Below are 24,883 nucleotides of genomic sequence, written 5' to 3'. Positions count from 1 at the left end.
TTTCGGGGGCCTATTCGAGTGGCGAAACCTGCGCCCGAGCCCGATCACGTAATACTCTCAGCCACGAGCAGCCGGGAATATCCGGCTCGTCTTGTTCCCTCCCTTCCGGTCGACACCTGGATACGCTGAAATCATGACTGCCCTTGGCCGTAGCCGCTCGACCCATGTGCTGGCCAATGCGCCGTTTCGACGGCTGTGGACGGCCATGTCGGTGTGCAGTCTGGGCGACTGGCTCAACCTGCTGGCGCTGACGGCCCTCGCGGCCAACCTCACCCAGGGCGACTACCGGGTGCAGTCGCTCGCCGTCGGCGGCGTGTTCGTCGCCAAGATGTTGCCGGCCGTGCTGCTCGGGCCGCTGGCCGGCGTCTTCGCCGACCGGTTCGACCGGCGGCTGACGATGTTCTCGGCCGACCTGGCCAGGTTCGCGATCGTGCTGTCGATCCCGTTCGTGGGCAGCTACCAGTGGGTCATCGCCGCGACTGTCCTGGTCGAGTGCGTCAACCTGTTCTGGGTCCCGGCCAAGGACGCGACGGTGCCCAACCTGGTGCCGAAGGCGCAGCTCGAGTCGGCCAACCAGCTCAACCTGCTGGTCACGTACGGCACCGCGCCGGTCGCGGCGATGCTGTTCGCCGCGCTGTCGGTGGCGGGCGACCTGATCGGCGGGGTGGTGCCGTTCGTCGAGGGGCGCGACGCCACCGGGCTCGCGCTGATCGTCAACGCGTGCGCCTACCTCGTGTCGGCCTTCCTCATCTTCACGCTTCGCGACATCCCCAGGCGTGACGGCACGATCTCGACGCCCTCGGTGCTCAAGCAGGTCGTCGAGGGCTGGCGCTTCGTCGGCGGCAACCGGATGGTGCGCGGCCTGGTCATCGGCATGCTGGGCGCTTTCGCCGCGGGCGGGGCGGTCGTCGGCGTGGCCAAGGTCTACGTGGCGACCCTCGGCGGCGGCGACGCGGCCTACGGCGTGGTGTTCGGCGCCGTCTTCGTCGGCATGGCACTGGGCATGTTCTTCGGGCTGCGGCTGCTGCGCGAGCTGTCCAGGCGGCGGTTGTTCGGGCTGTCCATCACCGTCGCCGGGCTGGTGCTGCTCGCCATCGCGCTGGTGCACAACCTGGTGATCGTGGTCATGCTGACCGTGGTGCTGGGGGCGTGCGCGGGCATCGCCTGGATCATCGGCTACACGCTGATCGGGCTGGAGGTCGAAGACGGGCTGCGCGGCCGTACGTTCTCGTTCCTGCAGTCGACGGCGCGGGTGACGCTGCTGCTGGTGGTGTCCCTGGCCAACCCGCTGGCCGCGCTCTTCGGCCTGCACGTGCTGGAGTTCGGCACGCTCAGCTACCGCTTCGACGGCACCAACCTGGTGCTGGTGGTCGGCGGGGCGCTCGCGATGGGCGTCGGCATCCTGGCCCTGCGGCACATGGACGACAGGAAGGGCGTCTCCCTGGCGGCCGACCTCATCGCGGCGGTGCGCGGCGAGCGCTTCCCTGCCGAGTCGGCCGAGCACGTGCCCGGGCTGTTCGTGGCGTTCGAGGGCGGCGAGGGCTCGGGCAAGACCACGCAGTCGCGGCTGGTCGCGATCTGGCTGCGCGACCAGGGCTACGACGTCGTGCAGACGCGTGAGCCCGGCTCGACCAAGGTCGGCATGCGGCTGCGCGCGATCCTGCTCGACGCGGCCGAGCGCGGGCTGTCCGCGCGGGCCGAGGCGCTGCTGTACGCCGCCGACCGGGCCGAGCACGTGGAGAAGGTGATCAGGCCGGCCCTCTACCGGGGCTCGCTGGTGGTCACCGACCGCTACGTGGACTCGTCGCTGGCCTACCAGGGCGCGGGCCGTTCGCTCGACCCGGCCGACGTCTCCAAGATCAACGCCTGGGCGACCGGCGGGCTGGTGCCGCACCTGACCGTGCTCATCGACACGCCGCCCGAGGTCGGGCTGGCCCGGCTGGGCGGGGCGGCCGACCGGATCGAGTCCGAGCCGCTGGAGTTCCACGAGCGGGTGCGCAAGGAGTTCAGGGCGCTCGCGGCGGCGGCGCCCGAGCGCTACCTCGTGATCGACGGCACGATGCCGCAGGAGGCGATCACCCGCCGGATCCAGGACCGGATCAGGGAGATCCTGCCCGACCCGGTGCCGAGGGAGTCGGAAGACATCACGGGGACGATGCCGGCCATCCGCGACTAGCCTTACCCCGTGACCGTTTTCGATGACCTCGTAGGGCAGGAGCAGGCGGCGGCCGTGCTGTCGCGGGCCGCGGCGGCGGCCGGTGAGGTCGTCGCGGGCGGTCGGGGCGCCGGCATGACGCACGCGTGGCTGTTCACCGGCCCGCCTGGCTCGGGCCGGGAAGAGGCCGCCCGCGCCTTCGCCGCGTCCCTGATGTGCCCCCAGGGCGGCTGTGGCCACTGCGACCAGTGCCACCAGGTGTTCATCGGCTCGCATCCCGACCTGGAGGCCGTACGCCCGCAGGGGCTGTCCTACAGCGTCAAGCAGACCAGGGAGCTGATCCTGCGCGCGGCCGGGGCGCCGACGCAGGGGCGGTGGCGGGTCATCCTGTTCGAGGACGCCGACCGGGCCACGGAGTCCGCCGCGAACGCCCTGCTCAAGGCCGTGGAGGAGCCGCCGCCCCGTACGGTATGGCTGCTTTGCGCGCCCGCCCCCGACGACCTGATGATCACCATCAGGTCCCGGTGTCGCGTCGTCAACCTCACCACCCCCGCGACGGAGGCCGTCGCCCACGTGCTGGCCACCCGCGACAGCGTGCCCTGGGAGACCGCCAGGTTCGCCGCCAGGGCATCCCAGGGCCACATCGCCAGAGCCCGCTCCCTGGCGCTCGACGAGGGCGTCAGGAGCCGCAGGGAGGCGGTGCTGAGCATCCCGCGCACGCTGACCGGGGTCGGCGAGTGCGTCTCCGCCGCCGAACGGCTGGTGAAGACGGCCGAGGAGGAGGCCGCCGCCGCCACGGCCGCGCTCAACGAGAACGAGACGGCGGAGCTGCGCAAGCTGTACGGGGAGGGGTCCACCGGCAAGGGGCTCAACCGAGGGCTCGTGCGCGGCGGGGCCGGGGCGCTGAAGGAGCTGGAGGACCGGCAGAAGTCGCGGGCCACCCGGATCAAGCGCGACTCGCTCGACTCGGCGCTGCTGGAGCTCGTGGCCTTTTATCGTGATGTGCTGACGCTGCAGTTCGGGGCGGCCGGGGTCGAGCTGGCGAATGACGACATCCGGTTCGATCTCGACCAGCTCGCCCGGTCTTCGACGCCTGAGGAGACGCTGCGGCGGATCGACGCGATCATGCAGTGCAGGGAACGGCTGGCGGCCAACGTCAACCCGCAGATGGCCGTCGAGGCGATGATGCTTTCGCTGCGCTGAAGTTGTCCACAGGGCGGCCGGCGGGCGGTTGAGAGCCGTGGCGGCGGCCGCAAGATACTCCGGTGACCCAAGCAGCAGACGAGGCCCTCAGACGTCTCTGTTACGTGGAAGCCGAACTACTCATCCAGCAGGACGCTCGGACCGCGCGTCAGGTCGATGTGGCGGCGATCTTCGCCGAGCAACACGTCGGTCTCGTGCGCCTGGCGCTCATCATGGTCGGTGATCAGGCCACCGCCGAAGACGTCGTGCAGGAGGCGTTCGCGCGCACTCACGCGGGCCGGGCCCGGCTGCGTGACGCCGACCGGGCGCTCGCCTACGTGCGCTCCGCGGTGCTCAACGGCTGCCGGTCGGTGCTGCGCAGGCGGGCGACGGTGTTCAGACGGGCGGTGCCGTACGAGCCGCCCGTCTGGTCGGCGGAGAGCGCCGCGATGCTGGGCGAGGAGCGGCGGGAGGTGCTGCTGGCGCTGCACGGGCTGCCGCGCAGGCAGCGGGAGGCGTTGACGCTGCGCTACTACTTCGATCTCACCGACCAGGAGATCGCCGAGACGATGCGGGTCAACGCCAGCACGGTGAGGTCCACGATCACGCGAGGGCTGGCCGCCCTCGGGCGGGTGCTTAGGGAGGAATCATGAACAGCCCTGTGGAAGACCGACTGCGGCAGGCCCTCGCCGACGCCGGGGCGACGGTCGACACCGGCACGCTGCGGCCGTTGCGGCCGCCGGAGCGGCGGTGGTTCCGGGTGGATCTGCGGATGGTGAGCGCGGCGACGGTGGTGGTGCTCATGTGCACGGCGGCCTTCACAGCGTTCACGGCGTTCGGCGTGGACGGCGGCGACCAGGGCAGCGTGGCGGCGATGAACCCGCCGGCCGCCCAGGGCAAGGAGAGCGAGCTGGTGGCCTTCCTCTGCTCGGCGTCGTCGAAGCATGCGCGGTGCGGCACGGGCGACGTCCCACCTGACCGGATCCGGGAGATCGAGACCACGCTGAGAGCGCTTCCGCAAGTGGAGAGCGTGGTCTACACGAGCAGGGCGTCAGCCTACGAGAGCCTCAAGAAGGACTTCGTTCACAACAGGTCGGTGCTGAAAGAGGTGAAGATCACCGACCTGCCCGCCTCGTTCACCCTGCGGCTGAGCGAGGGCGCCGACGTGCGCGAGGTGCAGGACAGACTCCGGCAGGTGACCGGCATCCAGGAGGTCGTCAATCCCTCCGGGCCGCCCTGGCCGCAGGCCGCGGAGCTGCGCAAGTGGCCGATCAGCGTCTTCCTGTGCAAGAAGGGCACGGCTCTGCCCACGTGCGGTGCGGTGCGCGTGGACGGCGAAAACGGCGACTTCAAGGTCACGAAGGCGGGGAAGGGGGCGACACCTGCCGAGAAGAAGGCGCTCGAGGTGCTGATCGGGAAGATGCCCGAGGTCGAGAAATATGAGTACATCGATGAGAAGGCGGCGTACGAGGACTTCCGGAAGACGTACAAGAGCAACAAGACCCTGCTCGACGCGACCAGAGTGGAAGACATGCCGCAAGCCTTCCGCCTCAGGCTGAAGCCGGACTCATCCTGGCAGGACGTGCTCTCCGAGCTGCGGGAGCAGCCCGGGGTGGCTCAGGCCACGTACCTGCCGTGTCCGGCCGATAAATCCGCTCTGCAGTACGAGTTCGGAGTGACCCTGCCGGAGAGCACGATCTGCCCGGCGAGCGGCTGACGCGACGCAGCCCCGGGGCAAGCGTGCCCTCCGGGGCGGCTGACCCGACCAATAACCTCGCCACCACCCCTGACCACCGGCGCATGGACCCACGTAATGTGGCAACGAAGGCCGTAAGCGATCCCCCAGGCCGTCAGGAGGCGAGCTCGAGTCCATGGGCATGATGATGGCTGTGAGCTTCACCCGTTACGGGAGGCTCTACTACCTCGATCCCGGCCAGCACAGCCCGAAGGTGGGCGACAAGGTGCTCGTGCCGACGGACTCGGGCCCGGAGGTGGCGGAGTGCGTGTGGGCGCCCCAATACACCAGCGAAGACGTCGACGGCCTCCCGCTCTGCGCGGGGCCGGCCGGCGAGGAACACCTGGCCCGCGACGAGTCCAACAAACGCCGTAGAGCCGAGGCCCGCAGCGTGTCCAAGCGCCTGATCAAACGGCACGGCCTGCCGATGAAGGTCGTCGGCATCGACTATCTCGACGCGGACAACGTCTACACGGTCTACTTCTCGGCCCCCCACCGGGTCGATTTCCGCGCTCTGGTCCGTGACCTGGCCCGCAACCTACGGGCCAGAGTCGAGCTACGCCAGATCGGCCCGAGAGACGAGGCCCGCCTCCAGGGCGGCATCGGCCCCTGCGGCCGCGACCTGTGCTGCGCCACGTTCCTGAAGGACTTCGAGCCGGTCTCCGTCCGCATGGCCAAAGACCAGGACCTCCCGGTCAACCCGCTCCGGATCGCGGGGGCGTGCGGGCGGCTCATGTGCTGCCTGAAGTACGAGCACCCGCTCTACCAGGAGTTCCGAGCCTCGGCTCCGCGGGTGGGCGTGAGCGTGGAGACGCCGGAGGGCGCGGGCACCGTGGTGGGGCACAACGTGCCGTCGGACTCGGTGGTGGTGCGGCTGAACGACGGGGGGCGGCGGTGCGCCTGTTCGAAGGCGAGTGTCTGCGGGCCGCGGAAGGCTTATGACTCGACGTACGGGGACGGGGAACCGGTCTGACGGGCGGGGCCTCGTCCGTACGTCAGTGGTGCCTTGGCACGGCGATGGCGCTTGGCGGAGGAGGCCCCCTGACGCCGGGCCCTGGTGACGCCCGCCCTTCGGGATCATGTTCCCGAAGGGGTGAGGCGTAAGGGTGGCCGTTCGGGGCGGCGGACAGAGCGTGGCGCTCCCTGGTGGCGCTGGCCGGTCGGGTTCGCGTTCTCGAAGGATGTGGCAGATGGGCGGTTGTTGCGGGGCGCTGGTGGCACGGAGAGGACGGGCGGTCCGTCCCGGCATCTGATGATCGGTGGGAGCGAGAACCCTCAGGCTCCTGTAGACTCTTTCAAGCTGCACGGCAGATGCCGCCTTAGCTCAGTCGGCCAGAGCACTTCACTCGTAATGAAGGGGTCTGGGGTTCGAATCCCCAAGGCGGCTCCAGGTCAGAAGCCCCTCAAGGGATCTTGAGGGGCTTCTGAGTGTCTAAGTGAGTGACTAAGCTTCCCGATCTCACGCCTTGAAGATCCGATCCATGGCCACCGCACCATCCTGTAGAACGGGACGGATCTGCTTGCGGTAGACCAGTTCGGTAACCGCCGTACTGCTGTGACCGACCAGGCGGGAAATCTCCTCCAGTGGGATGCCCTGGTCTGAGAGCAGGGACACGAAGCTGTGCCGCAGCTCTCGGGGCGTCCACTCGTCGGGATCGAGGTCGGTTTTAGCGATGACCACTCGGAAGGCGCGCCGTACGTTGTGGGAGTCGAGGGGCGTGCCCACGGTGGAGGTGAACACGAGCCCGTGTTCCTCCCGCCGCTTGCCCGCTGCTTCCTTGTCCTTCTCCTGCTGAGCCTTCTGCACCCTGAGGGCTTCCACACAGCGCTGAGGAAGCGCGAGCGTGCGCCGGGACTTCCGGGTCTTGGTATCCCCTCCGGTGCGGACCGACCGCCACACGGCTACATACGGCGGCACGACGGGTTCAGCGTTGGGGGCGCCTTCCAGGTCTACATGATCCCACGTCAGCGCTCTCAGAGGGCGTTTGATTTGTAGGTGTTCGTCCTAGTACGTTCCTCGCCAGGTTGGGGTGGATTCGTCGGTGATGCGCTTGCTGGCATTGTCGATCATCGCTATGTGGATCATGGCCTCGGAGCTGGCGGGCAGGGTCTCGTAGTCGCGGGCGAGGCGGCGGTGGAGCATGAGCCAGCCGAAGGTGCGCTCGATCACCCAGCGTCGCTTGAGGACGTGGAAGCCACGGGTTTCGGGGTCGTGATGGACAACCTCGGCGTTGACTCCGAGAGTGGCGGCGTGTTCGGTGGACTGGTTCTTGGAACCGGTGTCGACCCAGGTCGCAGCCAGGGTGGGGTAGGCGTCCTTGGCCTGGTCGAGGACCTGGATGCCGGCCTGGTTCTCCGAGGCGGAGGCGGCGCAGACGACCACGGCGAGGAGTAGGCCGAGGGCATCGGTGGCTATGCTCCGCTTGCGTCCGACGATCTTCTTCGCGGCGTCCGTGCCCTGTGTGGCGGTCGGCGGGTTGGTGGAGGTTTTGATCGTCTGGGTGTCGATGACGGCAGCGGTGGGTTCGGGGTCGCGTCCTTCCTTGGCGCGGGCCAGGCCGGTGAGGTCGTAGTTGAGCTGGGCGAAGATGCCCTCATCGCGCCAGGCGGCGTAGGAGGAGTAGACGGCGCCGTGGGGTGGGAAGTCGTGCGGGAGGTAGGCCCAGGCGACGCCGGTCCGGTTCAGATACAAGATCGCGTTGAAGATGTCTCGCAGGTCAGTGGGCGCGGGTGCGCCGGTGGGACGGCGATCGAGCCGGGCCTGTCGCCGGGCCAGGACGCCGTACGGCTTCGCGGTATTCACGCCCACCTGGCCAGCGGCTTGGACGCGCCGGCCATGCTTGAGTTGGCCGGCGCGATTCTCGACCATGCCCGTGGCATTGGCGTCATGGAGGTGAACGTCGGCGGCGGCATGGCCGTTTCCTACGCCGACCCGGAGTCACGGTTCGACTGGGAGGCGTACGGTGCTGGCTTGGCCGCTCTCCGACGCCCCGGCGAGACGCTGCGCATCGAGCCGGGCCGGTCCATTTCTGTCTATTGCGGGCGGTACGTCACGCGAGTCATGGACGTGAAGCGCGTCCACGGAGAGCTGTTCGCCGTGGTGGCGGGCGGGACGCACCACATCAGGACCCCGGCGACCAAGGGGCACAGCCAGCCCATGGTCATTGACGAGCCGGGGGAGCCGGCCACGATTGTCGGCCAGCTCTGCACACCGAAGGACACCATGGCGCGGCACGTGCCGGTGGGCCTGAAGACGGGCGATGTGGTGGAGTTCCTCATGGCCGGTGCCTACGCATGGAACATCTCACACCACGACTTCTTGATGCACCCGAAGCCAGGCTTCCACTACGTCGGCGGTTGAGTGGAGGTGTCCGGGGGTGCCCCTATGGGGTTGGTCAAGCCGCGCGGAGCGTGGGTGGTTGGTAGGGGGTGTTGGTGCGGAGCATGGCGCACAGGACGTCGCAGCTGACCGCGATACGGCACCGGGCCCGGTCGATGGAGATCGCCGAGCTGGCGATCTCCGACCGCGACGCCGGGGTGGCCGGCTTCGACATCGCCGACGCCGAGGCGGGCTACCCGCCCACCCGGCACCTGGACGCCTTCGAGTACCTGCAATCGCCTGATGAGCGGCACCTCGATGACCCGCGAACTCGCCCTGCCCGCCGACGCTTTCGGCTACGGCCTGCCCCACTTCCGCTAGTTCGCCATCAACGCGATGAAGTCCGCCTTCATCCCCTTCGACGAACGCCTGGCCATCATCGGCAACGTCAGCAAGTCCTGGTACGCCGACCAGCTGAAAGCCTGAGCGTCAGCGGCTCAGGTGTACTGGTTGTATCGGGACTGGCTGTAGGCGTTAAGCCTCTGGCCTGATCGGGTGACGAAGGACACCTCCAGGAAGATCCGCTGTATGGACTTGCGGCCGGTGCGGATGCTGGTTCCGAAGTTGGTGCCGTCGTCGCCGCAGCCGTTGGTGTCCGACTTCCAGGCGCCGTACCCGTTGGTTCCGTCGGTGTATCTCCATATGATCCGGGCCCGCACCGGCATGTTGTCGCCGGGACAGAGGTCGCGCACCGTGGTGTTCCGAAAGACGACCTTCGTCCGGCTGACGAAGTCGACGGTCGTCCGGACGGACGCGCCACCGTCGCCGCGAGAGGGGTCTATGCGGATGGAGGACACTCCGTCGGCCGCCTGCGCCGGGCTTGCCACCAGCAGCCCGCTCAATGCTGCGATTGCCAGCGCGGCGCCCAGCATGCGTGTCTTCAACAGTCCTCCAGCAAGAGATGTTTCGGTTGGTTCGGTTGGCCTTGGGGCGTGCGCTTCAGCGTTTCCGCGCGGCCGGCGGGGGGAGATGTGCGAGGTATCGCCTCGTGGCGGATCGCGACGAAGAATGGCGATCGATGGTGCGGGGCCCTGTCTGAGGGTCAGGTCTGGAAGGTGAACGTCCCGCGCAGGACGGTGTCTCGCCCGCTCCAGTAGCTCTCGTGGACGGCCCGGTAGGTGACGTTGTCGAAGGCGGGGAGCACCGCGCAGGTGGCGCCGGGGTGGCGGATGTTGTCGTCTCTGATGACGATGGGCTTTCCGATCACACCCGGGCGGGTCAGGGTCACCTTCACCCAGGCGGTCCCTGTGGTGTCATCGGCCCGGACGCACAGCTCGTTGGCGGGGTCGGCGTAGCGGACGATCCCGTCTCCGACATCCCGTTGGAAACTCGCCGCCAAGGCCGGTTGCGCGAGAATGACGCTCGCCACCGCGACAGCGACGCCGACGGTGACCGTTTTGAGCGGGTTCATCGTTCTTCCTTCTCTCGGACGGAGATCAGCCCGCCGGAGCGCCTGGTGCCAGGGGATGGAATACGGCCTCCGACGAGGCTTCTGACATGAGTGATCCCGGCGGCCCGAGGTTCACCGGAGTGATCGTTGCACGCGTCGGCAGCAGCGTGGAATACGTCGGGAATACGCCTGGTCGCCCGGCGTGATGAGGTAGGCAGCCCTCCTGCCCCCGTTCCCGGTGAGCGCGGCGAACGCAACAGCGTGAAGGCGCTTCGCGCGTCTCCTGCGTGCTTCGCACGATTGACCTGACATCTTTGGGTGTCTATCTGGGTGACAACGACGGATGGCGATCACGGACGTAGGTGGACGCTGGCGGACGGTCCGACACGGCCCGTCTGACAACTCCCAGTGATAGATCATGCGTGATTTTGCTCGTAATGAAGGGGGTCTGGGGTTCGAATCCCCAAGGCGGCTCCAGCTACAAAGCCCCGTGAGATCATTCACGGGGCTTCTGCGTGTCTGAAGTGGGTGACCGCGGTTCCCATCGGGCCAGAAACTCTTGGTCTTCGGGACCGATCTTGGGGCATCATGCCTTCCATGACGACACCGTCGGCTCAGGTCCGGCAAGCCTTACGTGAGGACGCCGGGGTCTTGGCTCAGTTGAACCAGTTCGTTCATGGGCTACATGGTGCTGCCAGGCCGGACGTCTTTCGGCCGGCTCCGGCTGTTGAAGAGCTGACGCCGATCTTCTCCGGATTTCTGGCGCGTGAGGGTGCCATCGCCTTCATCGCTGAATTGGGAGATGGTACTCCTGTCGGCTACATCACCGCGACCATCCACGATCGCCCTGCTGATGCCCTCATGCATGCGCGGAGCTTCGTATTCGTCGAACACATCGCTGTAAATCCGCGGGTGGCTCGTACTCGGGTGGGTTCGGTGTTGGTCGAGGCGGTTCGTGTGGCAGGTCTGGAGGCCGGCTGCACAAGCCTGATCACCGATGTGTGGGATTTCAACACGCAAGCCCTGGCCTTCTTCGGCGAAGGCCAGAGGCTTCGCCCTATGCGGCATTGGTTGGAAGCTAAGTTGTGAGCCGGGTCTGGGGTCCGGGCGGCCGGCCTCCTCGGGTTCAGCGGCCTCCTACGTTTCGGGAGTCATCGGTTCATGGCTTGAGGGCCCGGTCCGTGGCGGGTGCATCTTCTGGGGTTGCGGGGTTGGTGTGCCCGGACTTTGGCGGGTGACAGCGAGGTGGGTCAGTATTTCGAGGACGGCGTGGGCGGCTACTGCGGTGCTTGAGGCGTTTGGTCGGACCTGGGTGATGCGTTCGGCGAGTAGGAGTGCAGCGGGGAGGCCGCCGTCTGTCTTGTCGCCGGTCAAGCCGAGTTCGATCCGGTCGGCCAGGTAGTCCTGTGGGAGGCCGTCTTCATTGCCGCCGTACAGTGGATCGAGAGACAGGACTTCGCGACCGCCGGCGTAATGGTCGAAGGATGCGACCAAGTTCACGTTGACGAAGACACTGGCCGTGACCGTCCCCGCGGATAAGGACCGCAGCACCTCGGGTAGCGTGCCGGCGAAGCCGTTCCATTCGCTCAGAATGGTTCCGCCCTCGGCGGGGCGGGCGCAGATGAGGCCTTCCTCGAAATCGCCTTCCTCGTCATCTCCGTCGAACACCTCAATGCCGAGGCGGGCCAGCGCCTCGTGGGGGGTGAGTCCGCGGACGAAGGTGCGGGTCCGTGAAGTGCGGAACGTGACCTGGAGTCTGCGTCGGCGGATAACCGTATGAATTGTCGTCAGGCGGGTTCGAGGTGGTCGGCGAGGCGGCGGAGGGTGAGCGCGAAACGGCCGCGGAGGCGTAGGAGAACTGGTCGGCGTGAGTGCGGCGGGATCATGCGTAAGCGTGCGGCTTCGGCTCGTTGCTCGGTGAGGCGGGCGCGGGCCAACTCCTCATGCATGGCGTACATGGGAAGGTCCTCAGGGTTCTTCGGGGAAGACGTGGTAGAAGGTGAAGATCGGGCGAGTGCCCGGCGGCGCTTCGCTCGATTCGACGCGCGATCTGGTCAGCTCTCGCCATGGCTGCAAGACGGCACAGAGTTGGTCGGCGAGTTGCGCGAGTTCGTCCTTGGTGAGTCTCAGGTGGTGGCTGCCGCCGAAGGCCGCGTTGCGCCATTCCTCGGGGAGGGTCGTGCGAGTGCGTTCGAAATCGCGCAGCCGCTCGAACTGGTCGATCACCCATTGTGACGTCCATGCTTGCATTGCGGCTTTGGCCTCTGGGTCTTCGAAGTCTCTCGTCAATATCCAGCCGACCATGGCCGCACGCACCCAGCGTTCCCGGCTGTCCCGGGCGAGTTCCGGGACGTCTTCGATGAAGCCATGTTTCTGCAGCTGCCGCAGGTGATAGCTCACCTGGCCGGGGTCGGCGTCCATCTGTCTGGCGAGCTCGCTCACCGTGACGGGGCCGATCTGGAAAAGGAGGCTGAAGAGTTTCATCCGAAACCCGTTGGCCAAGACTTTGAGCAGGTCCGGGTCATCGATCTGTCGCATGGCCATGACGGTAGGACCCGCAGGTGAAGATGCTCAAGAGGTCTACTGGATCTTGGAAATGCGTAAATGCGTGGTAGGTGGTGGCATCGCGTCTGGTGGGGGCGCGCGCGGGTGTACAGAACGATCCTTGCCCGAGATTGTCGTTCGCCGTCGCTACAGTCCGGTCGTGGATGACGATCTGAAGGATGGGCTCATCTGGTGGTCCACTGACCGCGCCACCGTTGGACTGGTCGTGCGTGACGGCGTTGTGGTCGAGACTGCCCCGTATGCCCGCTTTTGCCTTCGGTCAACCGTACCCCGGGTCGGTTCAGGTTCAGAGGGCGGATTGCAATTGGGCGCGGTGTTTGAGTAGCCAGTCTTCGAGAGGCTGGAGGCGGGGGTTGAGGGTGCGGATCAGGTTGAGATCGCGGTTGCCGACGAACGTGGCTGCTGCTTCGGTGAAGAATTGGAACATGTTTCCCAGCTCTTCGGCGTCCGGGAAGCCGGCGGCGCGTAGCTGGTCGTGGGTCATGGGGCGGTAGGCGACCGGTTCCCGAGGACCTTGGTGAAGAGGGCGGCCAGCTGCCTGCCGGTGGCGTGGGTGCCAGCCAGGCCGATGGTGCGGTTGATGAAGCGGGCTCCTGCCTGGAAGATGCCCTAGGCCGTGCGGCCGATGTCCTCGGCGGCGACCAGGGCCATGACGCTGTCGCCCATCGGCAGGGTGAGGGTCGCCGCGCCGTCCGGGCCGCGGCGCGGGCTCAGGCCGGCGTGGATGAACATCTCGTAGAAGAACGAGGTTTTCAGGAATGTCGTGGGTACGCCCAGGGCGGTGAAGTAGGCGTTCGCCTCGTTCTTGGCGTCCGGGTGCGGGACCTTGTAGCCGTCGCCGATGGTGGGTGGCTCGCTGCCGAGGATCGTGAAGTGCGGGCGGGTGTCCTCCAACGTCGACCAGATGACGTGCTTGAGTCCGGCTGCCTTGGCGGCGCGTGCCGCGTTGGCGGCCTGGTCCAGTTCCATGGACTCATCCATCGCCGGTGGCCGCGGCGCGCAGAGCCGCGGCGACGACTCGCTGTCCTTGCGACGGTTCGGGCCTGGTCACGGTCAGGGTGGTGCGCCCGGACCACGCGGGGTCGTCGACCTCGACGATGGCGATCCCGGCAGGCAGGCCGGGAACGGCCATCCGGGCAACGGTGGTGATGCCGAGTCCGGCGGCGACGAAGCCGAGCCTGGCGTTCCAGTCGCGGATCCGGTGGGCGATCCGGGGCTGCGGCAACGTCGGCCACGCGCCGAACTGCGGATCGCCCCGCAAACCCGCGCCGACGATCCAGGGCTCGCCGGCCACGTCGTCCACCGTGACGCGCGACCGTCCGGCCAGGCGGTGCCCCAGTGGTACGGCGACGACGCCCATGCCGCTGTCCGTCAGGCGCTCGGTTCTCAGGTCGTGCAGGTCGTACTCGGGCAGCCCCTGGCCGACGGCGATCACGGCGACGTCGACTCCGCCGGCCCGCACCTGACGCAGGAGCGCCGGGCTGGAGGCCTCGTGCAGCTCCACGGCCAGCGCGGGGTGCTCGCCGGCGAGCGCGGCCACCGTACGCGGGATGAGCGACCAGGTCGCGGTCGGAAAGGCCCCGAGCCTCACCTGCTCGGCGAGCGTGTCGGAGAGCAGGGCCAGATCACGGTTCATCGCGTCGAGCTCGGCCAGCACGACAACCGCCCGGCGCGCGACCGCCTCGCCGGCCCGGGTGGCCGCCACTCCACGGGCCATACGTACGAACAGGGGCATCCCGGCAGCCGCCTCCGCGGCCGCCACCTGCCGGGAGATCGCCGACTGGGTGTATCCGAGGAGGTCGGCCGCCGCGGTGAAGGATCCGGTTCCGACGACGGCGTGCACGACGCGCAGCGCGGGAACGGTGAACTCCGCCATGCGAGCAACCTAATCCATGCGTACTCCGCATGTCTAATATGCGAAAGACTCGTTTGTGGAATGCCTTGGGCATCGGGATGCTGGAACCAAGAGCGAACGCCTCTGGAAGGGAACGATCCTGATGTCCAAGATCTGGTTTATCACCGGCGCCTCTCGGGGCTTCGGCCGCCTGTGGACGGAAGCCGCACTGAACCGAGGTGACAGGGTCGCGGCCACAGTCCGGGACATCACCACACTGGAGCCGCTCGCACGTCGGTTCGGGGACGCCGTCCTGCCGCTGCCACTCGACGTCACCGACCGGAAGGCGGTGTTCGACTCAGTCGAGCGAGCCGTCGAACGGTTCGGAGGTCTCGACGTCGTCGTCAACAACGCCGGCTACGGACTTTTCGGCATGGTCGAGGAACTCACCGAGGCCGAGCTGCGCGCCCAGATGGAGACGAACTTCTTCGGCACCGTCTGGGTCACTCAGGCGGTCCTGCCCGTGCTCCGGGCCCAGCGTTCCGGCCGGATCATGCAGGTCACGAGCGAGGGCGGCGTACGCGCCTATCCCGGGATCGGCGGATACCACGCCTCCAAGTGGGCGGTGGAGGGCCTGTCCGAATCGCTCGCCCAGGAGGTCGCCTCGTTCGGCGTCCACGTGACCGCGGTCGAGCCGGGCCCCTATGCCACGGATTTCGGCGCCAGTACGAGCATGCGAACCACCGACCGTCACCCCGATTACGCCGGCGTCCACGAAGCTACCGCCAAGGAGTGGATCCTCGGCGACCCGGCAGCGACCGCGGACGCGATCCTCACGATCGCCGACGCCGAGAATCCTCCCCGGCGGATCGTCCTCGGGCACACACTTCCCGAAATCGAGGACATCTACGCCGAGCGGCTTCGTGTGTGGCGGGAGTGGGCACCTGTCACGGAGGCGGCGTTCGGCGAGCGGATCATTCCCGAGCCTGCCTGACGAAAGCGACTCGGCTCGACTGGAAGCAGCAGCTGAGCTTCGTGCGCGAAAGCGTCCCATCGCGAAGGGCGGCTCCTGCTTGCGAACCGGCCTGGACTCCATCCTCCTCCCAAGCCGTCGGCCCAAGACGGGAGTTCTCGATCAGATAGGCCTGGCAGGATCATCTCCATGACCGGGATCGATGACCTTTTACGGCGAGTGCTCGTGAAGGCAGACGCGACCACGGAACGGCTGTCTCCCCCCGCGACAGCGGAGGAAGTCGAAAATGCGGAGCGCATTCTGGGCTTCAAACTCCCTCCGGTGCTGGCGCGGCTCTACGGTGAAGTGGCCAACGGCGGTTTCGGCCCCGACTATCACCTCTTGCCGCTCACAGGCGATGGGCGTACCGCGGTAAGCGGCTATCGCGAGGAACGTGCGACGCGGAGGTCCGGTGAGGCATCCTGGCCGGCAGAGGTTCTGCCGATCCTGGATTGGGGATGCGGCATGTACGCCGCCGTGGACTGTCGCAGTCCTGAGGGCACCGTGTTGCTCTTCGAGCCGAACGGCATCTGCGCTGACTGGCACAGCGCGTGGTACGTCGACGCCGAGAGTCTGACCGACTGGTTGGAGACGTGGCTCTCAGGGACGGGCTGGTACGAAGAAGATGCCGAATGCGATGACGCGCAGGAACCAAGGCCCTGGAGGATAGCTCGGCAGCGATTGTCAGAACCGGAATGATTCGGCCGCCCCGCGTTGGTTCGATGGGTCGCCTTCGAGACCGTCTTCGGGGTGCTGTATCGCCTTGATGAGCCGGATCTCGCCGAGGACGATGTGCCGGAGACGCTCCAGGAGCAGCTCCCAAGCTGGTTTCTGGTCGAGGTCGCCGGAGACGATCTGGTACCGACCGGCCGAACCCTTGTAGGGCTGCATGAGGATCTGCTGGGTCTGGATCCAAGCGGACGGAACGGGCGTCCAGAGCTGCCGGTCGAATGACGGCGGTATCTGGCGGGCGGCGGGCCAGGCGTTCAACAGAGCGCCATGACGATGTGGCGGCTCGTTCCGCGGATCAGATCCAGCCTTCCTCCCAGGCGCGGCGGGCGGCGGCGTGACGGGAGCCGACGCCCAGTTTGGCCATGGCCGCCGACAGGTAGTTGCGCACCGTGCCGGGCGCAAGGTGCACCTGGGTGGCGATCTCGACGACCGACGCCCCCGTACGGCAGGCACGCAGCACGTCGAGTTCCCGGTCGGTGAGCGGGCAGGGGCCTTCCGTCAGGGCGGATGCGGCGATGTCGGTGTCGATGTACCGCCGGCCCGCGGCGACATCGCGGATGATCTCGGCGAGCCGGGACGCCGGCGTGGTCTTGGGCACGAACCCGCTGACGCCGGCCGCCAGGGCGCGGCGCAGCACCCCCGGCCGCGCGTGCCGGGTGACCAGCACGATACGGACACCGGGCAGCGCGGCCATGATCCGTGCGGCGGCATCCAACCCGTCGGCCGGCGGCATCTCCAGGTCGAGCACGGCGATGTCGGGGCGGTGCTCGCGGGCCAGCCGTACCGCGTCGGTGGACGTGGCGGCCTCGGCCACCACGGTGAGGTCGGGTTCCAGCGCCAGCAGCGCGGCCAGGGCGCTGCGCAGCAGCTCCTCGTCGTCGGCGATCAGCAGCCGGATCATCGCGCCTCCGCGCTCGCGTCGACCGGCAGGCAGGCGGCCACGACGAAGCTTTCGTGTTCGTGCTCCCAGGTCAGCTCGCCTCCGGCGGCCCGCAGCCGGTCGGCCAGGGTGCGCAGCCCGGTGCCCGCCCCCGAGCCGGGCGGGCCGGTCGCGCCGTCGTTGCGTACCCGCAACCGGGCCAGGCCGTTGGTGAGGCGGTAGTCGACCTCGGCGGCGCGCGCCCGGCTGTGGCGCAGCACGTTGGTGGTGGCCTCACGCACGACCAGCCCGAGCAGGTGCCGGCAGGCGTCGGGGAGCGGCCCGGTGGCCGCGGCGGGCTCGACGTTCATCTGGACCCGGATGTCGGCCGCGGCGAGCACCCGGCCCGCGTTGGCCAGCTCCGCCTCCAGCGTCGTACGGCGGTAGCCCTGCACGACGGCCCGCGTGTCCGAGAGCGCGTTGGTGGCGAGCCGCTGCACCTCCAGCATCTCCGCGGTCGCGCGGGGCGGGTCGGCCGCCGCCAGCCGCGCGGCCAGTTCGCTCTTGCGCGCGATCACCTGGAGATGGTGGCCCTGGATGTCGTGCAGGTCGGCGGCGAACCGCAGCCGTTCCCGGGTGACGGCCAGCTCCCCGTCGAGGCGCCGCGCCGCGTTCAGCCGTTCCGCGATGTCCCACGCCCACAACGAGCCGAGCGTGACCCAGGCGCTGAACGCGACCAGTCCCGGCGGGAACAGCACCGCGCGCACCGGGTCGTCGCCTCCCGCGACCGCGCCCGGCACGGCCGCGGCGGCCATCGCCACGGCGATCAGCGCCCACCGGCGCGGCCGCGGCAGGAACGTCGCGACGACCGACACCGTCATCGCCGGGGCCAGCGCCCACAGCGCGTCGTCCCGTACGGCCAGCAGAACGCCGCCGAGCGTGGCCGTACCGGCGGCACCCGCGGCAATCCACGCCAGGAGTGGGCGGCCGGGGCTCTCGCCGGGTGCGGCGGTGGGGTCGAACGCCAGCCGGCGGTGCAGCAGCACCGCGCAGCACACGGCTGTCACGGCCAGCGCGGCGGCGCCCGCACCTCTGGCCCAGACCGGTACACCGGAGGCCAGGAGCCCCGCGCCGGCCACGGCGACCAAGAAGAACGCGGTGCTGCCGGTGAGGCTCCACCAGGTGTAGCGGCGGAAGCTCCGGAGTGCCGCCGTCCCGCCGTCGGTCCCGTGGTCGCGCACGCAGTCATTGTGACAGCACGCCGCGCCGCGGGCCGGTCGCGATTTCCGCCGCGGTCAATTCATGACAGTTGTCACGAGATCGAGTGACAAAGCCACGCGCACGCCTGCGGTTTCGGCACTACTGGCCGCTGCCTCCAGCGGCCAGGCTGAGCGCGGTAGATACCCGGCCCCCGTAGGGAGGAACCGCATGGACGGCCCGCCCGCGCACCCCGATCCGTCATTCGTCACCCCATCACCCCACCAGGAGGCCTCCATGGCGAGCGTGCCCCATGGACGCCGGCACCGGGTCCGCCGGCTGCTCGACCGCTGGCCCACGGCGCTGGCGCTGGCACTGTCCGCGGTGACCTTCGGCGGCACCGAGTCGGACGAGGCGGTGGCGTCGTTCGCGTCGATCCTCGTGCTCCTGCCGTTGCTGTACCTGGTGGTCGCCAAGCTGGAAGCGCGCCGGGCGACGTGGCCGCTGCTCGTGGTCGGGCTGGCCGGCGTCGTCGCGCTGCGCGGGCTGGACGTGATCGAACCGGCCGCCGTGTTCTCCGCCGTCGCGCTGATCGTCCTGCTCTGGAGCGTCGTGGACGGGCATGTGTTCCGGTCCGGGACGTTCCGGGTGCAGGCGCTGGGGATGCTCGCCTTCGGTGCGCTCGGGCTGATCGGGCTGGCCGTGCATCCGGATCTGGGCCGTTACCTGGTGGCGGCCGGCTGGTTCTTCCATGGCGTCTGGGACTTCGTCCACCTCCGGCGGGACAAGGTGGTGGCCCGGTCCTTCGCCGAATGGTGCGGCGTCATCGACGTCGTGATCGCCGCAGAGTTGATCTTCAGGTGGTAGGGCGGGGTCGGGAACGACGGGACAGCCGCTTTGGTTGCTCCGAGGCGCAGACGTACCCTGCGCCCTCGCGCGCCAGAGGCGCGCAACGGCGGGGCAGCCCGAGCGGAGCGAGGACCGCCGATGCGGGCCACGGCGGCGTACCGGACGGTCGCCGCATTACCGACGAAGGCGTCGAGGCCACCGAAGCGTTCCTCGGTCACCTGGAAGAGCTTGCGCAGTTCGTGGGGGTCGCTCACGTCAGCACGGACGGCGACGGCGCTGCGGCCCGCTGTTTCTTCGATGTGTGCGACGACTTCGGCCGCGGCCTGGGCGTCGTCGCGGTAGTTGATGACGATGTCGAAGCCGTCGGAGGCGAGCCTGTGGGCGATGGCGCGGCCGATGCCGCGTGAGCTTCCGGTGATGAGTGCGACGGCCATGGTTTCTGCTTCTCTCGATGGTCGCGTTTTGGGCAGGCTCGCGCCTGAGTACGAGGGTGATCAACTGCTGGGTCAGGCGTCGTACAGAGGGATCAGCACCCTGTGGTCCGGGGTTGTGGTCAAGGAAGCGATCGTGTCGGCGATCGCCTCTGGCGTGGCTGCGCTGGTCAGGAGGTGTGGAGGGAGCGCCGCTTTGTTGGCGGCGGTGGCGATGAGCTGGGGCAGGAGCACGTGGACGCGGATGCCGTGGGGGCGCAGTTCGAGGTCGAGGATGCGGCCCAGGTGGGCGAGTGCGGCCTTGGTGATGCCGTACGCGGTCGCGCCGCCGGCTGCTTCCACACCCGGTCGTGCGCCGATGTGGATGATCACGCCCTCTTTTTTTGCCAGATTACTTCAAGCGTCAAGCATATTTACTTCAAGCTTGATGCGATCTGGGGGTCTTGGTACTGGTTGAACGGGGGGGTGCGCCGTGCGGAGTCGCTCGTTGTGCGCGGCGACGGCGGAGACGCCGCGGTGTGGATGCGTGGCTGGGACGTTATGGTGCCGATGGCGAGTTCTGATCGACCCAGCGTCGCAGGGCGTTGATGCATTGCTGGTTGTACGGCTGCAGTGCTGCGTGGAAAAGCCTGTCCAGTTTTGTGGTGGGCCGGGGGAGATGGAACGCGGGCACGCGGGTCCAGCGTGGCCAGCCGTTTTCGCCCTTCCACCACAGATCTGTTTTCCCGGTCCGGGACGGGCGGATTTCGATGACTCGTTCGGTCGGCACGCGGCGGGTCCACAGCAGTTTGTGCACCTTGACCGTGGTGGGGGTGCAAGTGACGCCCAGCCAGGATGCCCGAATCATGATGACGGTGCCGATCGCCAGTAGCGGCACCGTCACAACAGCGCCCGCGGCCAGGTCGGACGGTGCCGCGTTGAACAGCGGGTCCAAGTGCAGAAGGGTGATCGGCGCGTCGAGGGCGGTGCTCATCCATGATTGCGCGAGCGATATCAAGATCAGCCCTGACACTGCGGCGCACCCGCGCACTATGGGGTGGGCCCGGAGTTTCATGTTTCCATGGTCCGGGCGGATTGAAGGGCTGTCCAGGTGGTGGCTCAGTGGGCAGGGAGTGTTGGGTGGGGAGTGTCGGGGACTATGCCGTGCATGTCGTTGGTGAGGGCCCAGCGGTCGTGGCCGCGCCAGGCGCCGTTGATGAACAGGAGATCAGGGGAGTAGCCCTCGTTGCGGAAGCCGTGGCGTTGCACCAATTTGATGGAGGCGTGGTTGTCGGGGCTGATCTGTGCTTCCAGGCGATGCAGTCGTAATGCGCGGAACGCATGGCGCAATACCAGGCCGAGGCCTTCTGTCATGTATCCGCGATTGGCATAGGGCGGGAAGGCGGCGTAGCCCAGTGAGCCGTTCTGGAAGCGTCCGCGGATGATGCTGTTGATGTTGACATTGCCGGCGATGGCGCCGGTGTCGCGCAGGCAGATCAGCAGGCCGTCGGCGGATCGGCCCTCGTCGAAGCGGGCGAGGAACGTCTGGAACGCTTCCGGGGTCGCGGGCAGGTTGAGGCCGTTGCCGGCCCGGACCCCTTTGATGAACTCGTCCTGGTCGTGGCTGGTGAGACGGCGCAGGATGACTCGGAAAGAGCGCTCCAGGATTTCGCCGGATTCCGTGGCAGGCTTGAATTCATCGCTTTCTGTCACGGACGGAACGATATCGCGGGGCAGCGCTTTTCCAGCAGGTCAGTCGTAGTGGTGATAGCGGGCGGCTTTGGCCTCCTTCTCCTCGCAGAAGAACACGTCGTGGAGCGGTGTCACCGTGTAGTCCTCGTCCCCGGGGACGGTGTAACTCATGGCGGCGGCGAAGCGGGAGGCGACGATGGGCAGGCCGCCGCATCTGATCACGTGGTACGGATAGCGGACCATCGGGCTGACCAGCGGCGTGACCGACGCGATCGCGTACACGAGCACCCCCGCCACCAGCGCGCGCAGCCAGTTTGGACGGAAGCGCAGCAGGGCGAGCAGGATCAGGCCCGCGAGGTAGGCCAGCCCGAACAGCAGCACGTACGTCGCCGAGAACATCATCCACGACCGCCCCCGCACCGCGATGATCACGGCGGCCACGCCCAGCGCGGGCAGGCCGGCGACGAACAGGGCCAGCCACGCACTCGCTCGTCCAAATGACCACATGGGTAGTGAGATGGTGGGATTCGTGGGCTGGTTCCAGGACCGGGCAGATAGGCAAGCAGTTAGGCAGGCAGTCCGGTTGTAGGCCGTCTCATTGAAGAGTTACGGCCGAGCGTTTCCCTGTGCCTTGGGGGACCGATGAGCGTGGCGTCAAGGCGTTGGCGGGCCTGAGGGCATGGGTGGCGAGTCCTCGGCCGGCTGCTCTCCGCTGCCGGTCAGCTCGTCAGAGGCTCCGGTGAACTCGGCGATGGCGGCGGGGTGGCCGTCCAGGGCGGCGCGGCGGAACCAGCCGGCCGCCACCCAGGGCTCGCCTCTGCTGCGGTGGGCGCAGCCGAGCTGGTACGCGGCCTCCACATGGCCGCTGTCGCCCGCCAGGCGGTAGAAGAACATCGCCATGCTCAGATGGCCGGGGCGCTGCCGTTGGAAGTCCTGGCCGTACTGATAGGCGAGTTGGGCGGCCAGTTGCCGGTGGTGAGGGCGGTTGAGCAGCTCGGTGGCCTGAGGGTGGCCGGCCTCTTCGGCGCGGCTCAGCCACGGGCGGGCGTCTTCCGGCCAGTCGCGGAGCAGGGCGATGACGGCCAGGCGCATGCAGTCCTGGGCGTTGCGGGGGTTGCTGGCGAACAGTACGCGGATGCCGCTTCGGCCGAAGACTCGGAGGAGGTACTCCCTCGATGGTGAGGGTGAGGGAGAGGGTGGTGTCTCCTCCTTGTCCTCCTCCTTCTTCCTCTTCTTCTCCTCCTGCTCGTCGGTGAGTGGAGGAGTCGGGCGGGTGGGGTGGTTGTCTCGGGCCGCGCGCCACAGGTCGTGCCAAGCCTTCACGTCGTTCAGGGGTTGGATGTCCAGGCCGGTCTGCTCGGCGGCGGTTCGGCAGGCGGTGACGAAAGAGAACACCCAGGGCCATTCTGGTGCTCGCTTGCGTTTACCGGCCAAAATGTCGTGCGTGGTGCTTTCTGCCAGTTCCCTGCTGCTGTTTCGCGAAAATTTTCGCAGGTCGGACAGGGAAGGGGATCCCGCCAGTGTGACCAGCTCATTCAACTGGTCGACCAGCGTGCACAGTGCCAAGTCGCGAGGTTGTTCAGCCATCGCCCCAAGCCGGAAATGAGTGATCTTCGAGATCGGTGTGTGACGGTGGTCATATTGGCATCATCTGGCGGTCAATCTGGTGCAGATCGCATATTCAGCCTCATTTCAGATCGGTGACGACTGAGTCGCCACTCAGGATCGGGGATCTTGTTCTGGGTGGGTGGCAGTCGGGATCGGGGCTGGGGTTGGGCATGGTGGCGGGTGGGGGCAAAGGGCGGTCTTGGGTGCGTGGTGGGCGGCGTGGGCAAGGTTGATGAGCAGGGGCGGCAGGGGTGATCGGTGGGGATGTAAAGGGCTGGCGGAGAGGGTCGGATGAGGTCGGACGAAGCCGGACGCGGGAGGTCGGACGGGTTCGGGCGGGGGAGTTGGACGGGTTCGGTCAGCGCGCAGATCAGCGGCCTGTGGAGGGGACGTGATCGTGCGGGTGGATGAGGATGTCGGATGGGGTTGGACTGGGAGCGTTGGGTGGGTTGGTCGGGGGGCTTAGGGGCATTCGGTCCGGGATCGTCCGGAGTTGCGAGGGGTGGTGGACTTGTGACTCGCCGCTGCCGCAGGATCGGTGACCGCAGCCCTCTCCGCAGTGCTCACCAGCCACGTGAGTCAGGTGGGCGGAAGGGGGCTTCTGCTCGTAGCCGACGTTGCGCGGGGGACAGCAGGTCGGGAGAGGGTGCCTTCGCTCGTGTGGTGGAGGGTGGCCGGCTCGCCTGTGGCTCGCGAGAGCGTCGGTGGGCCTCAGCGGGCCTCAGCGGGCCTCAGTGAGCGTCGGCGGGCGTCCTGGGGTGGCGGGTGAGGGTGTGCTGGAGGGCGCGGAGGGGTTAAGGGGGGAAGTGTGGATGAATCGTGCGGAATCAGGATAAGTCGGTGCTTTAGGAGGTGTAGGTGGATGAACTGCGAGTATGGGGATCGGATCTATGCCGAACCATTATGGCCACTTGAACAGCAGCCACTAACCATGCTTCAGTGCCTACACTCCGCATCAAAACAGTTCAAACTGACTCGGCACTTGACCGAGTCGCACAGGATCGGGGACAGATGGAAGACCTCGCAGGTGAGGGAGGGAGGGGTCGTACCAAGCGCCAGCGGCTGGCCGGTGAGTTGCGGCGGCTGCGGGACCTCGCCGGCATCTCCGGGCGGGATCTCGCTCACCGCATCGGCATCAGCCAGTCCAAGGTCTCGCGGATCGAGTCCGGCAGCGTGGTCCCGTCGTTGCCGGAGGTGACGGCGTGGGGTGAGGCGGTGGAGGCGCCGACGCCGACGCGGGAGTTCCTCGCCGACCTCACCCAGGCGGCCTTCACCGAGATGCACACCTGGCGGGAGGCCCTGCAGCGGCAGACGCATCTGCAGGACGAGATCCGCGAGCAGGAGGACCAGGCGCACGTCGTGCGGGTGTACCAGCCGACGATCGTTCCCGGGCTGCTGCAGACCGCGGAGTACGCCCGCCGCGTCTTCTCGCTCTTCGACCCGCCCTATTCCGAGGGCGACCTGCCCATGGTGGTCGCGGCGCGGCTGCAACGGCAGCTCGCGCTGTACGACGAGAGCCGCACCTTCGAGTTCCTGATCACGGAGGCGGCGTTGCGGCTGCGGCCGGGAACGCCGCGTCTTCTGCTGGCCCAACTGGACCGGGTCGCCTCGCTGAGCACGCTGGAGAACGTCCGCATCGGGCTGATCCCGCAGGACGGTGAGGCGCTGGTCTGCCCTTCGAACGGATTCACGCTCTACGAAAGTGACGGCAGCGCGGGTGACAGTTTCGTGGAAGTCGAGGTTACGCACATGAGGTTGACCGTTCGCGATGCCGATGACATTGCCACGTACCATCGGCAATGGTCCGTGCTGGCCGCGATGGCTATTTACGACGACGCGGCGCGGCAATTTCTCGCGAAACTGAGCGCCGATATTCGTGCCATGGCCCGATGACCCGCCATGCGCGCCCTCGCGGCCTCGGGGCCCGGCACTCCTGCGCCGGCCCCGGGGCCGGGGGAGGCGCCGCGGGCCGCGTACCGCGGCGTCTCCCCTGGGGGCGATCGCCTGTTACGTCAGGTCGAACTCCCCGGCGTACACGCCGGAGAGGAACGCGTCCCACTCCGAGTTGCTGAAGTTGAGCGTCGGCCCCGTCGGATTCTTCGAGTCGCGGAGCCCGACCCAGTTCTCGCCGAAGGCGACCTCGACGCAGCCGCCGCCGTGGTCGCTGAAGGTGGCCTTGCGCCACCCGGCGCCCGTCGACTCATTCCGCCTGGCCTCGTTCATTTCGTTCTCCTTTTTCTGGGGGATGCTTTGTGCGTCCCTCTGGAATTAAGGATCGAATAGC

28 protein-coding genes, 1 tRNA gene and 3 pseudogenes are annotated in these 24,883 nt (G+C 67.9%); 13 read left to right on the top strand and 19 right to left on the bottom strand.

All coding sequences use genetic code 11. From position 1 onward, the window contains the following. The first annotated feature begins 133 nt into the window (after window positions 1-133). From tmk to AB0C28_RS00460, 6 genes are all read left to right on the top strand, one after another. On the top strand, window positions 134-2,176 hold the full coding sequence (gene tmk, locus AB0C28_RS00485; protein ID WP_357840511.1) for a dTMP kinase: 2,043 nt from the start codon (window positions 134-136) through the stop codon (window positions 2,174-2,176). Window positions 2,177-2,185: 9 nt separating this feature from the next. Further along, window positions 2,186-3,358, top strand: a complete 1,173-nt coding sequence (locus AB0C28_RS00480; RefSeq protein WP_357840514.1) for a DNA polymerase III subunit delta' — start codon at window positions 2,186-2,188, stop codon at window positions 3,356-3,358. A 62-nt stretch (window positions 3,359-3,420) separates the two neighbouring features. Continuing rightward, window positions 3,421-3,990, top strand: a complete 570-nt coding sequence (locus tag AB0C28_RS00475; protein ID WP_357840517.1) for a sigma-70 family RNA polymerase sigma factor — start codon at window positions 3,421-3,423, stop codon at window positions 3,988-3,990. Next, complete coding sequence (locus AB0C28_RS00470) at window positions 3,987-5,054, top strand: permease-like cell division protein FtsX (protein WP_357840520.1); 1,068 nt, start codon at window positions 3,987-3,989, stop codon at window positions 5,052-5,054. The genes AB0C28_RS00475 and AB0C28_RS00470 overlap by 4 nt, the downstream gene beginning before the upstream one ends. 160 nt (window positions 5,055-5,214) lie before the next feature. Then, window positions 5,215-6,045: a regulatory iron-sulfur-containing complex subunit RicT gene (gene ricT, locus AB0C28_RS00465; protein ID WP_357840523.1), complete on the top strand. Its 831-nt coding sequence runs from the start codon at window positions 5,215-5,217 to the stop codon at window positions 6,043-6,045. Window positions 6,046-6,385: 340 nt separating this feature from the next. Next, window positions 6,386-6,462, top strand: a tRNA-Thr gene (locus AB0C28_RS00460). A gap of 69 nt (window positions 6,463-6,531) precedes the next feature. On the opposite strand, the gene AB0C28_RS00455 is transcribed toward AB0C28_RS00460, so the two are convergent. Beyond that, window positions 6,532-6,990, bottom strand: a complete 459-nt coding sequence (locus AB0C28_RS00455; protein ID WP_358072392.1) for a tyrosine-type recombinase/integrase — start codon at window positions 6,988-6,990, stop codon at window positions 6,532-6,534. Window positions 6,991-7,077: 87 nt separating this feature from the next. Then, window positions 7,078-7,851 (bottom strand): annotated as a pseudogene (locus AB0C28_RS00450) (IS5 family transposase); the annotation flags it as partial. 108 nt (window positions 7,852-7,959) lie between these two features. Between AB0C28_RS00450 and AB0C28_RS00445 the strand changes: the two are divergent. Both AB0C28_RS00445 and AB0C28_RS00440 read left to right on the top strand, forming a co-directional pair. Beyond that, the gene (locus AB0C28_RS00445) at window positions 7,960-8,433 is read left to right on the top strand and encodes a hypothetical protein (protein WP_357840582.1); all 474 of its coding nucleotides are present in this window, start codon (window positions 7,960-7,962) and stop codon (window positions 8,431-8,433) included. Window positions 8,434-8,519: 86 nt separating this feature from the next. Further along, a pseudogene (locus AB0C28_RS00440) lies at window positions 8,520-8,877 on the top strand (hypothetical protein); the annotation flags it as partial. An 11-nt stretch (window positions 8,878-8,888) separates the two neighbouring features. Here AB0C28_RS00440 and AB0C28_RS00435 read toward each other — a convergent pair. Both AB0C28_RS00435 and AB0C28_RS00430 read right to left on the bottom strand, forming a co-directional pair. After that, window positions 8,889-9,335, bottom strand: coding sequence for a hypothetical protein (locus AB0C28_RS00435; RefSeq protein ID WP_358072390.1), 447 nt, complete (start codon window positions 9,333-9,335; stop codon window positions 8,889-8,891). 158 nt (window positions 9,336-9,493) lie between these two features. Then, window positions 9,494-9,862 (bottom strand): hypothetical protein, encoded by a 369-nt coding sequence (locus tag AB0C28_RS00430; protein WP_357840592.1) that lies wholly within the window; start codon window positions 9,860-9,862, stop codon window positions 9,494-9,496. A gap of 576 nt (window positions 9,863-10,438) precedes the next feature. Between AB0C28_RS00430 and AB0C28_RS00425 the strand changes: the two genes are divergently transcribed. After that, window positions 10,439-10,930, top strand: a complete 492-nt coding sequence (locus AB0C28_RS00425; RefSeq protein WP_358072388.1) for a GNAT family N-acetyltransferase — start codon at window positions 10,439-10,441, stop codon at window positions 10,928-10,930. Between the two features lie 48 nt (window positions 10,931-10,978). Here the strand turns inward: AB0C28_RS00425 and AB0C28_RS00420 are convergent, their stop codons facing one another. From AB0C28_RS00420 to AB0C28_RS00400, 5 genes are all read right to left on the bottom strand, one after another. Continuing rightward, window positions 10,979-11,611, bottom strand: coding sequence for a DUF6461 domain-containing protein (locus AB0C28_RS00420; protein WP_358073170.1), 633 nt, complete (start codon window positions 11,609-11,611; stop codon window positions 10,979-10,981). Between the two features lie 198 nt (window positions 11,612-11,809). Next, complete coding sequence (locus AB0C28_RS00415; protein ID WP_357840598.1) at window positions 11,810-12,379, bottom strand: helix-turn-helix domain-containing protein; 570 nt, start codon at window positions 12,377-12,379, stop codon at window positions 11,810-11,812. A 313-nt stretch (window positions 12,380-12,692) separates the two neighbouring features. Next, window positions 12,693-12,890 (bottom strand): hypothetical protein, encoded by a 198-nt coding sequence (locus tag AB0C28_RS00410; RefSeq protein ID WP_358072386.1) that lies wholly within the window; start codon window positions 12,888-12,890, stop codon window positions 12,693-12,695. Between the two features lie 125 nt (window positions 12,891-13,015). Beyond that, window positions 13,016-13,375 (bottom strand): NmrA family NAD(P)-binding protein, encoded by a 360-nt coding sequence (locus tag AB0C28_RS00405; protein WP_358072384.1) that lies wholly within the window; start codon window positions 13,373-13,375, stop codon window positions 13,016-13,018. Between the two features lie 4 nt (window positions 13,376-13,379). Next, window positions 13,380-14,282: a LysR family transcriptional regulator gene (locus AB0C28_RS00400; RefSeq protein WP_357840603.1), complete on the bottom strand. Its 903-nt coding sequence runs from the start codon at window positions 14,280-14,282 to the stop codon at window positions 13,380-13,382. Between the two features lie 121 nt (window positions 14,283-14,403). Between AB0C28_RS00400 and AB0C28_RS00395 the strand changes: the two genes are divergently transcribed. Together AB0C28_RS00395 and AB0C28_RS00390 are read left to right on the top strand one after the other, a co-directional pair. Further along, window positions 14,404-15,234, top strand: coding sequence for an SDR family NAD(P)-dependent oxidoreductase (locus AB0C28_RS00395; protein ID WP_358072382.1), 831 nt, complete (start codon window positions 14,404-14,406; stop codon window positions 15,232-15,234). A gap of 168 nt (window positions 15,235-15,402) precedes the next feature. Beyond that, window positions 15,403-15,951, top strand: a complete 549-nt coding sequence (locus tag AB0C28_RS00390; RefSeq protein WP_358072380.1) for an SMI1/KNR4 family protein — start codon at window positions 15,403-15,405, stop codon at window positions 15,949-15,951. On the opposite strand, the gene AB0C28_RS00385 is transcribed toward AB0C28_RS00390, so the two are convergent. The 3 genes from AB0C28_RS00385 to AB0C28_RS00375 are packed head-to-tail and all read right to left on the bottom strand — an operon-like array spanning window position 15,937 to window position 18,084. Then, entirely contained in the window at window positions 15,937-16,242 is a 306-nt protein-coding gene (locus AB0C28_RS00385; RefSeq protein WP_357840611.1) for a hypothetical protein, read from the bottom strand. The genes AB0C28_RS00390 and AB0C28_RS00385 overlap by 15 nt on opposite strands. A gap of 37 nt (window positions 16,243-16,279) precedes the next feature. Beyond that, window positions 16,280-16,885: a response regulator transcription factor gene (locus AB0C28_RS00380; protein WP_358072378.1), complete on the bottom strand. Its 606-nt coding sequence runs from the start codon at window positions 16,883-16,885 to the stop codon at window positions 16,280-16,282. Further along, window positions 16,882-18,084 (bottom strand): histidine kinase, encoded by a 1,203-nt coding sequence (locus tag AB0C28_RS00375; protein WP_358072376.1) that lies wholly within the window; start codon window positions 18,082-18,084, stop codon window positions 16,882-16,884. The genes AB0C28_RS00380 and AB0C28_RS00375 overlap by 4 nt, the downstream gene beginning before the upstream one ends. 187 nt (window positions 18,085-18,271) lie before the next feature. On the opposite strand from AB0C28_RS00375, the gene AB0C28_RS00370 reads away from it, so the two are divergent. Next, window positions 18,272-18,907: a hypothetical protein gene (locus AB0C28_RS00370; protein ID WP_357840620.1), complete on the top strand. Its 636-nt coding sequence runs from the start codon at window positions 18,272-18,274 to the stop codon at window positions 18,905-18,907. Window positions 18,908-19,089: 182 nt separating this feature from the next. Here the strand turns inward: AB0C28_RS00370 and AB0C28_RS00365 are convergent. From AB0C28_RS00365 to AB0C28_RS00340, 6 genes and pseudogenes are all read right to left on the bottom strand, one after another. Then, window positions 19,090-19,323 (bottom strand): annotated as a pseudogene (locus tag AB0C28_RS00365) (SDR family NAD(P)-dependent oxidoreductase); the annotation flags it as partial. A gap of 72 nt (window positions 19,324-19,395) precedes the next feature. Continuing rightward, a complete protein-coding gene (locus tag AB0C28_RS00360) occupies window positions 19,396-19,710 on the bottom strand; it encodes an SDR family oxidoreductase (RefSeq protein ID WP_358073169.1) in 315 nt (104 codons plus the stop codon). Window positions 19,711-19,858: 148 nt separating this feature from the next. Further along, window positions 19,859-20,332, bottom strand: a complete 474-nt coding sequence (locus AB0C28_RS00355) for a hypothetical protein (RefSeq protein WP_357862832.1) — start codon at window positions 20,330-20,332, stop codon at window positions 19,859-19,861. An 86-nt stretch (window positions 20,333-20,418) separates the two neighbouring features. Beyond that, window positions 20,419-21,012, bottom strand: coding sequence for a GNAT family N-acetyltransferase (locus tag AB0C28_RS00350; RefSeq protein WP_357862830.1), 594 nt, complete (start codon window positions 21,010-21,012; stop codon window positions 20,419-20,421). Between the two features lie 39 nt (window positions 21,013-21,051). Then, window positions 21,052-21,498 (bottom strand): hypothetical protein, encoded by a 447-nt coding sequence (locus AB0C28_RS00345; protein ID WP_357862828.1) that lies wholly within the window; start codon window positions 21,496-21,498, stop codon window positions 21,052-21,054. Window positions 21,499-21,645: 147 nt separating this feature from the next. Then, window positions 21,646-22,386, bottom strand: coding sequence for a hypothetical protein (locus AB0C28_RS00340; protein WP_358072374.1), 741 nt, complete (start codon window positions 22,384-22,386; stop codon window positions 21,646-21,648). Between the two features lie 1,224 nt (window positions 22,387-23,610). On the opposite strand from AB0C28_RS00340, the gene AB0C28_RS00335 reads away from it, so the two are divergent. Next, window positions 23,611-24,492 carry a helix-turn-helix transcriptional regulator gene (locus AB0C28_RS00335; protein WP_357862824.1) on the top strand — a complete coding sequence of 294 codons (882 nt, stop codon included), beginning with the start codon at window positions 23,611-23,613 and terminating at the stop codon, window positions 24,490-24,492. Between the two features lie 114 nt (window positions 24,493-24,606). Here the strand turns inward: AB0C28_RS00335 and AB0C28_RS00330 are convergent, their stop codons facing one another. Beyond that, window positions 24,607-24,822: a DUF397 domain-containing protein gene (locus tag AB0C28_RS00330; protein ID WP_346100761.1), complete on the bottom strand. Its 216-nt coding sequence runs from the start codon at window positions 24,820-24,822 to the stop codon at window positions 24,607-24,609. Window positions 24,823-24,883: the final 61 nt, after the last annotated feature.

The organism is Nonomuraea sp. NPDC048892, from assembly GCF_040649735.1.
GTDB classification, from domain to species: domain Bacteria; phylum Actinomycetota; class Actinomycetes; order Streptosporangiales; family Streptosporangiaceae; genus Nonomuraea; species Nonomuraea maheshkhaliensis.
This window is presented reverse-complemented; position numbering and strand designations above follow the sequence as displayed.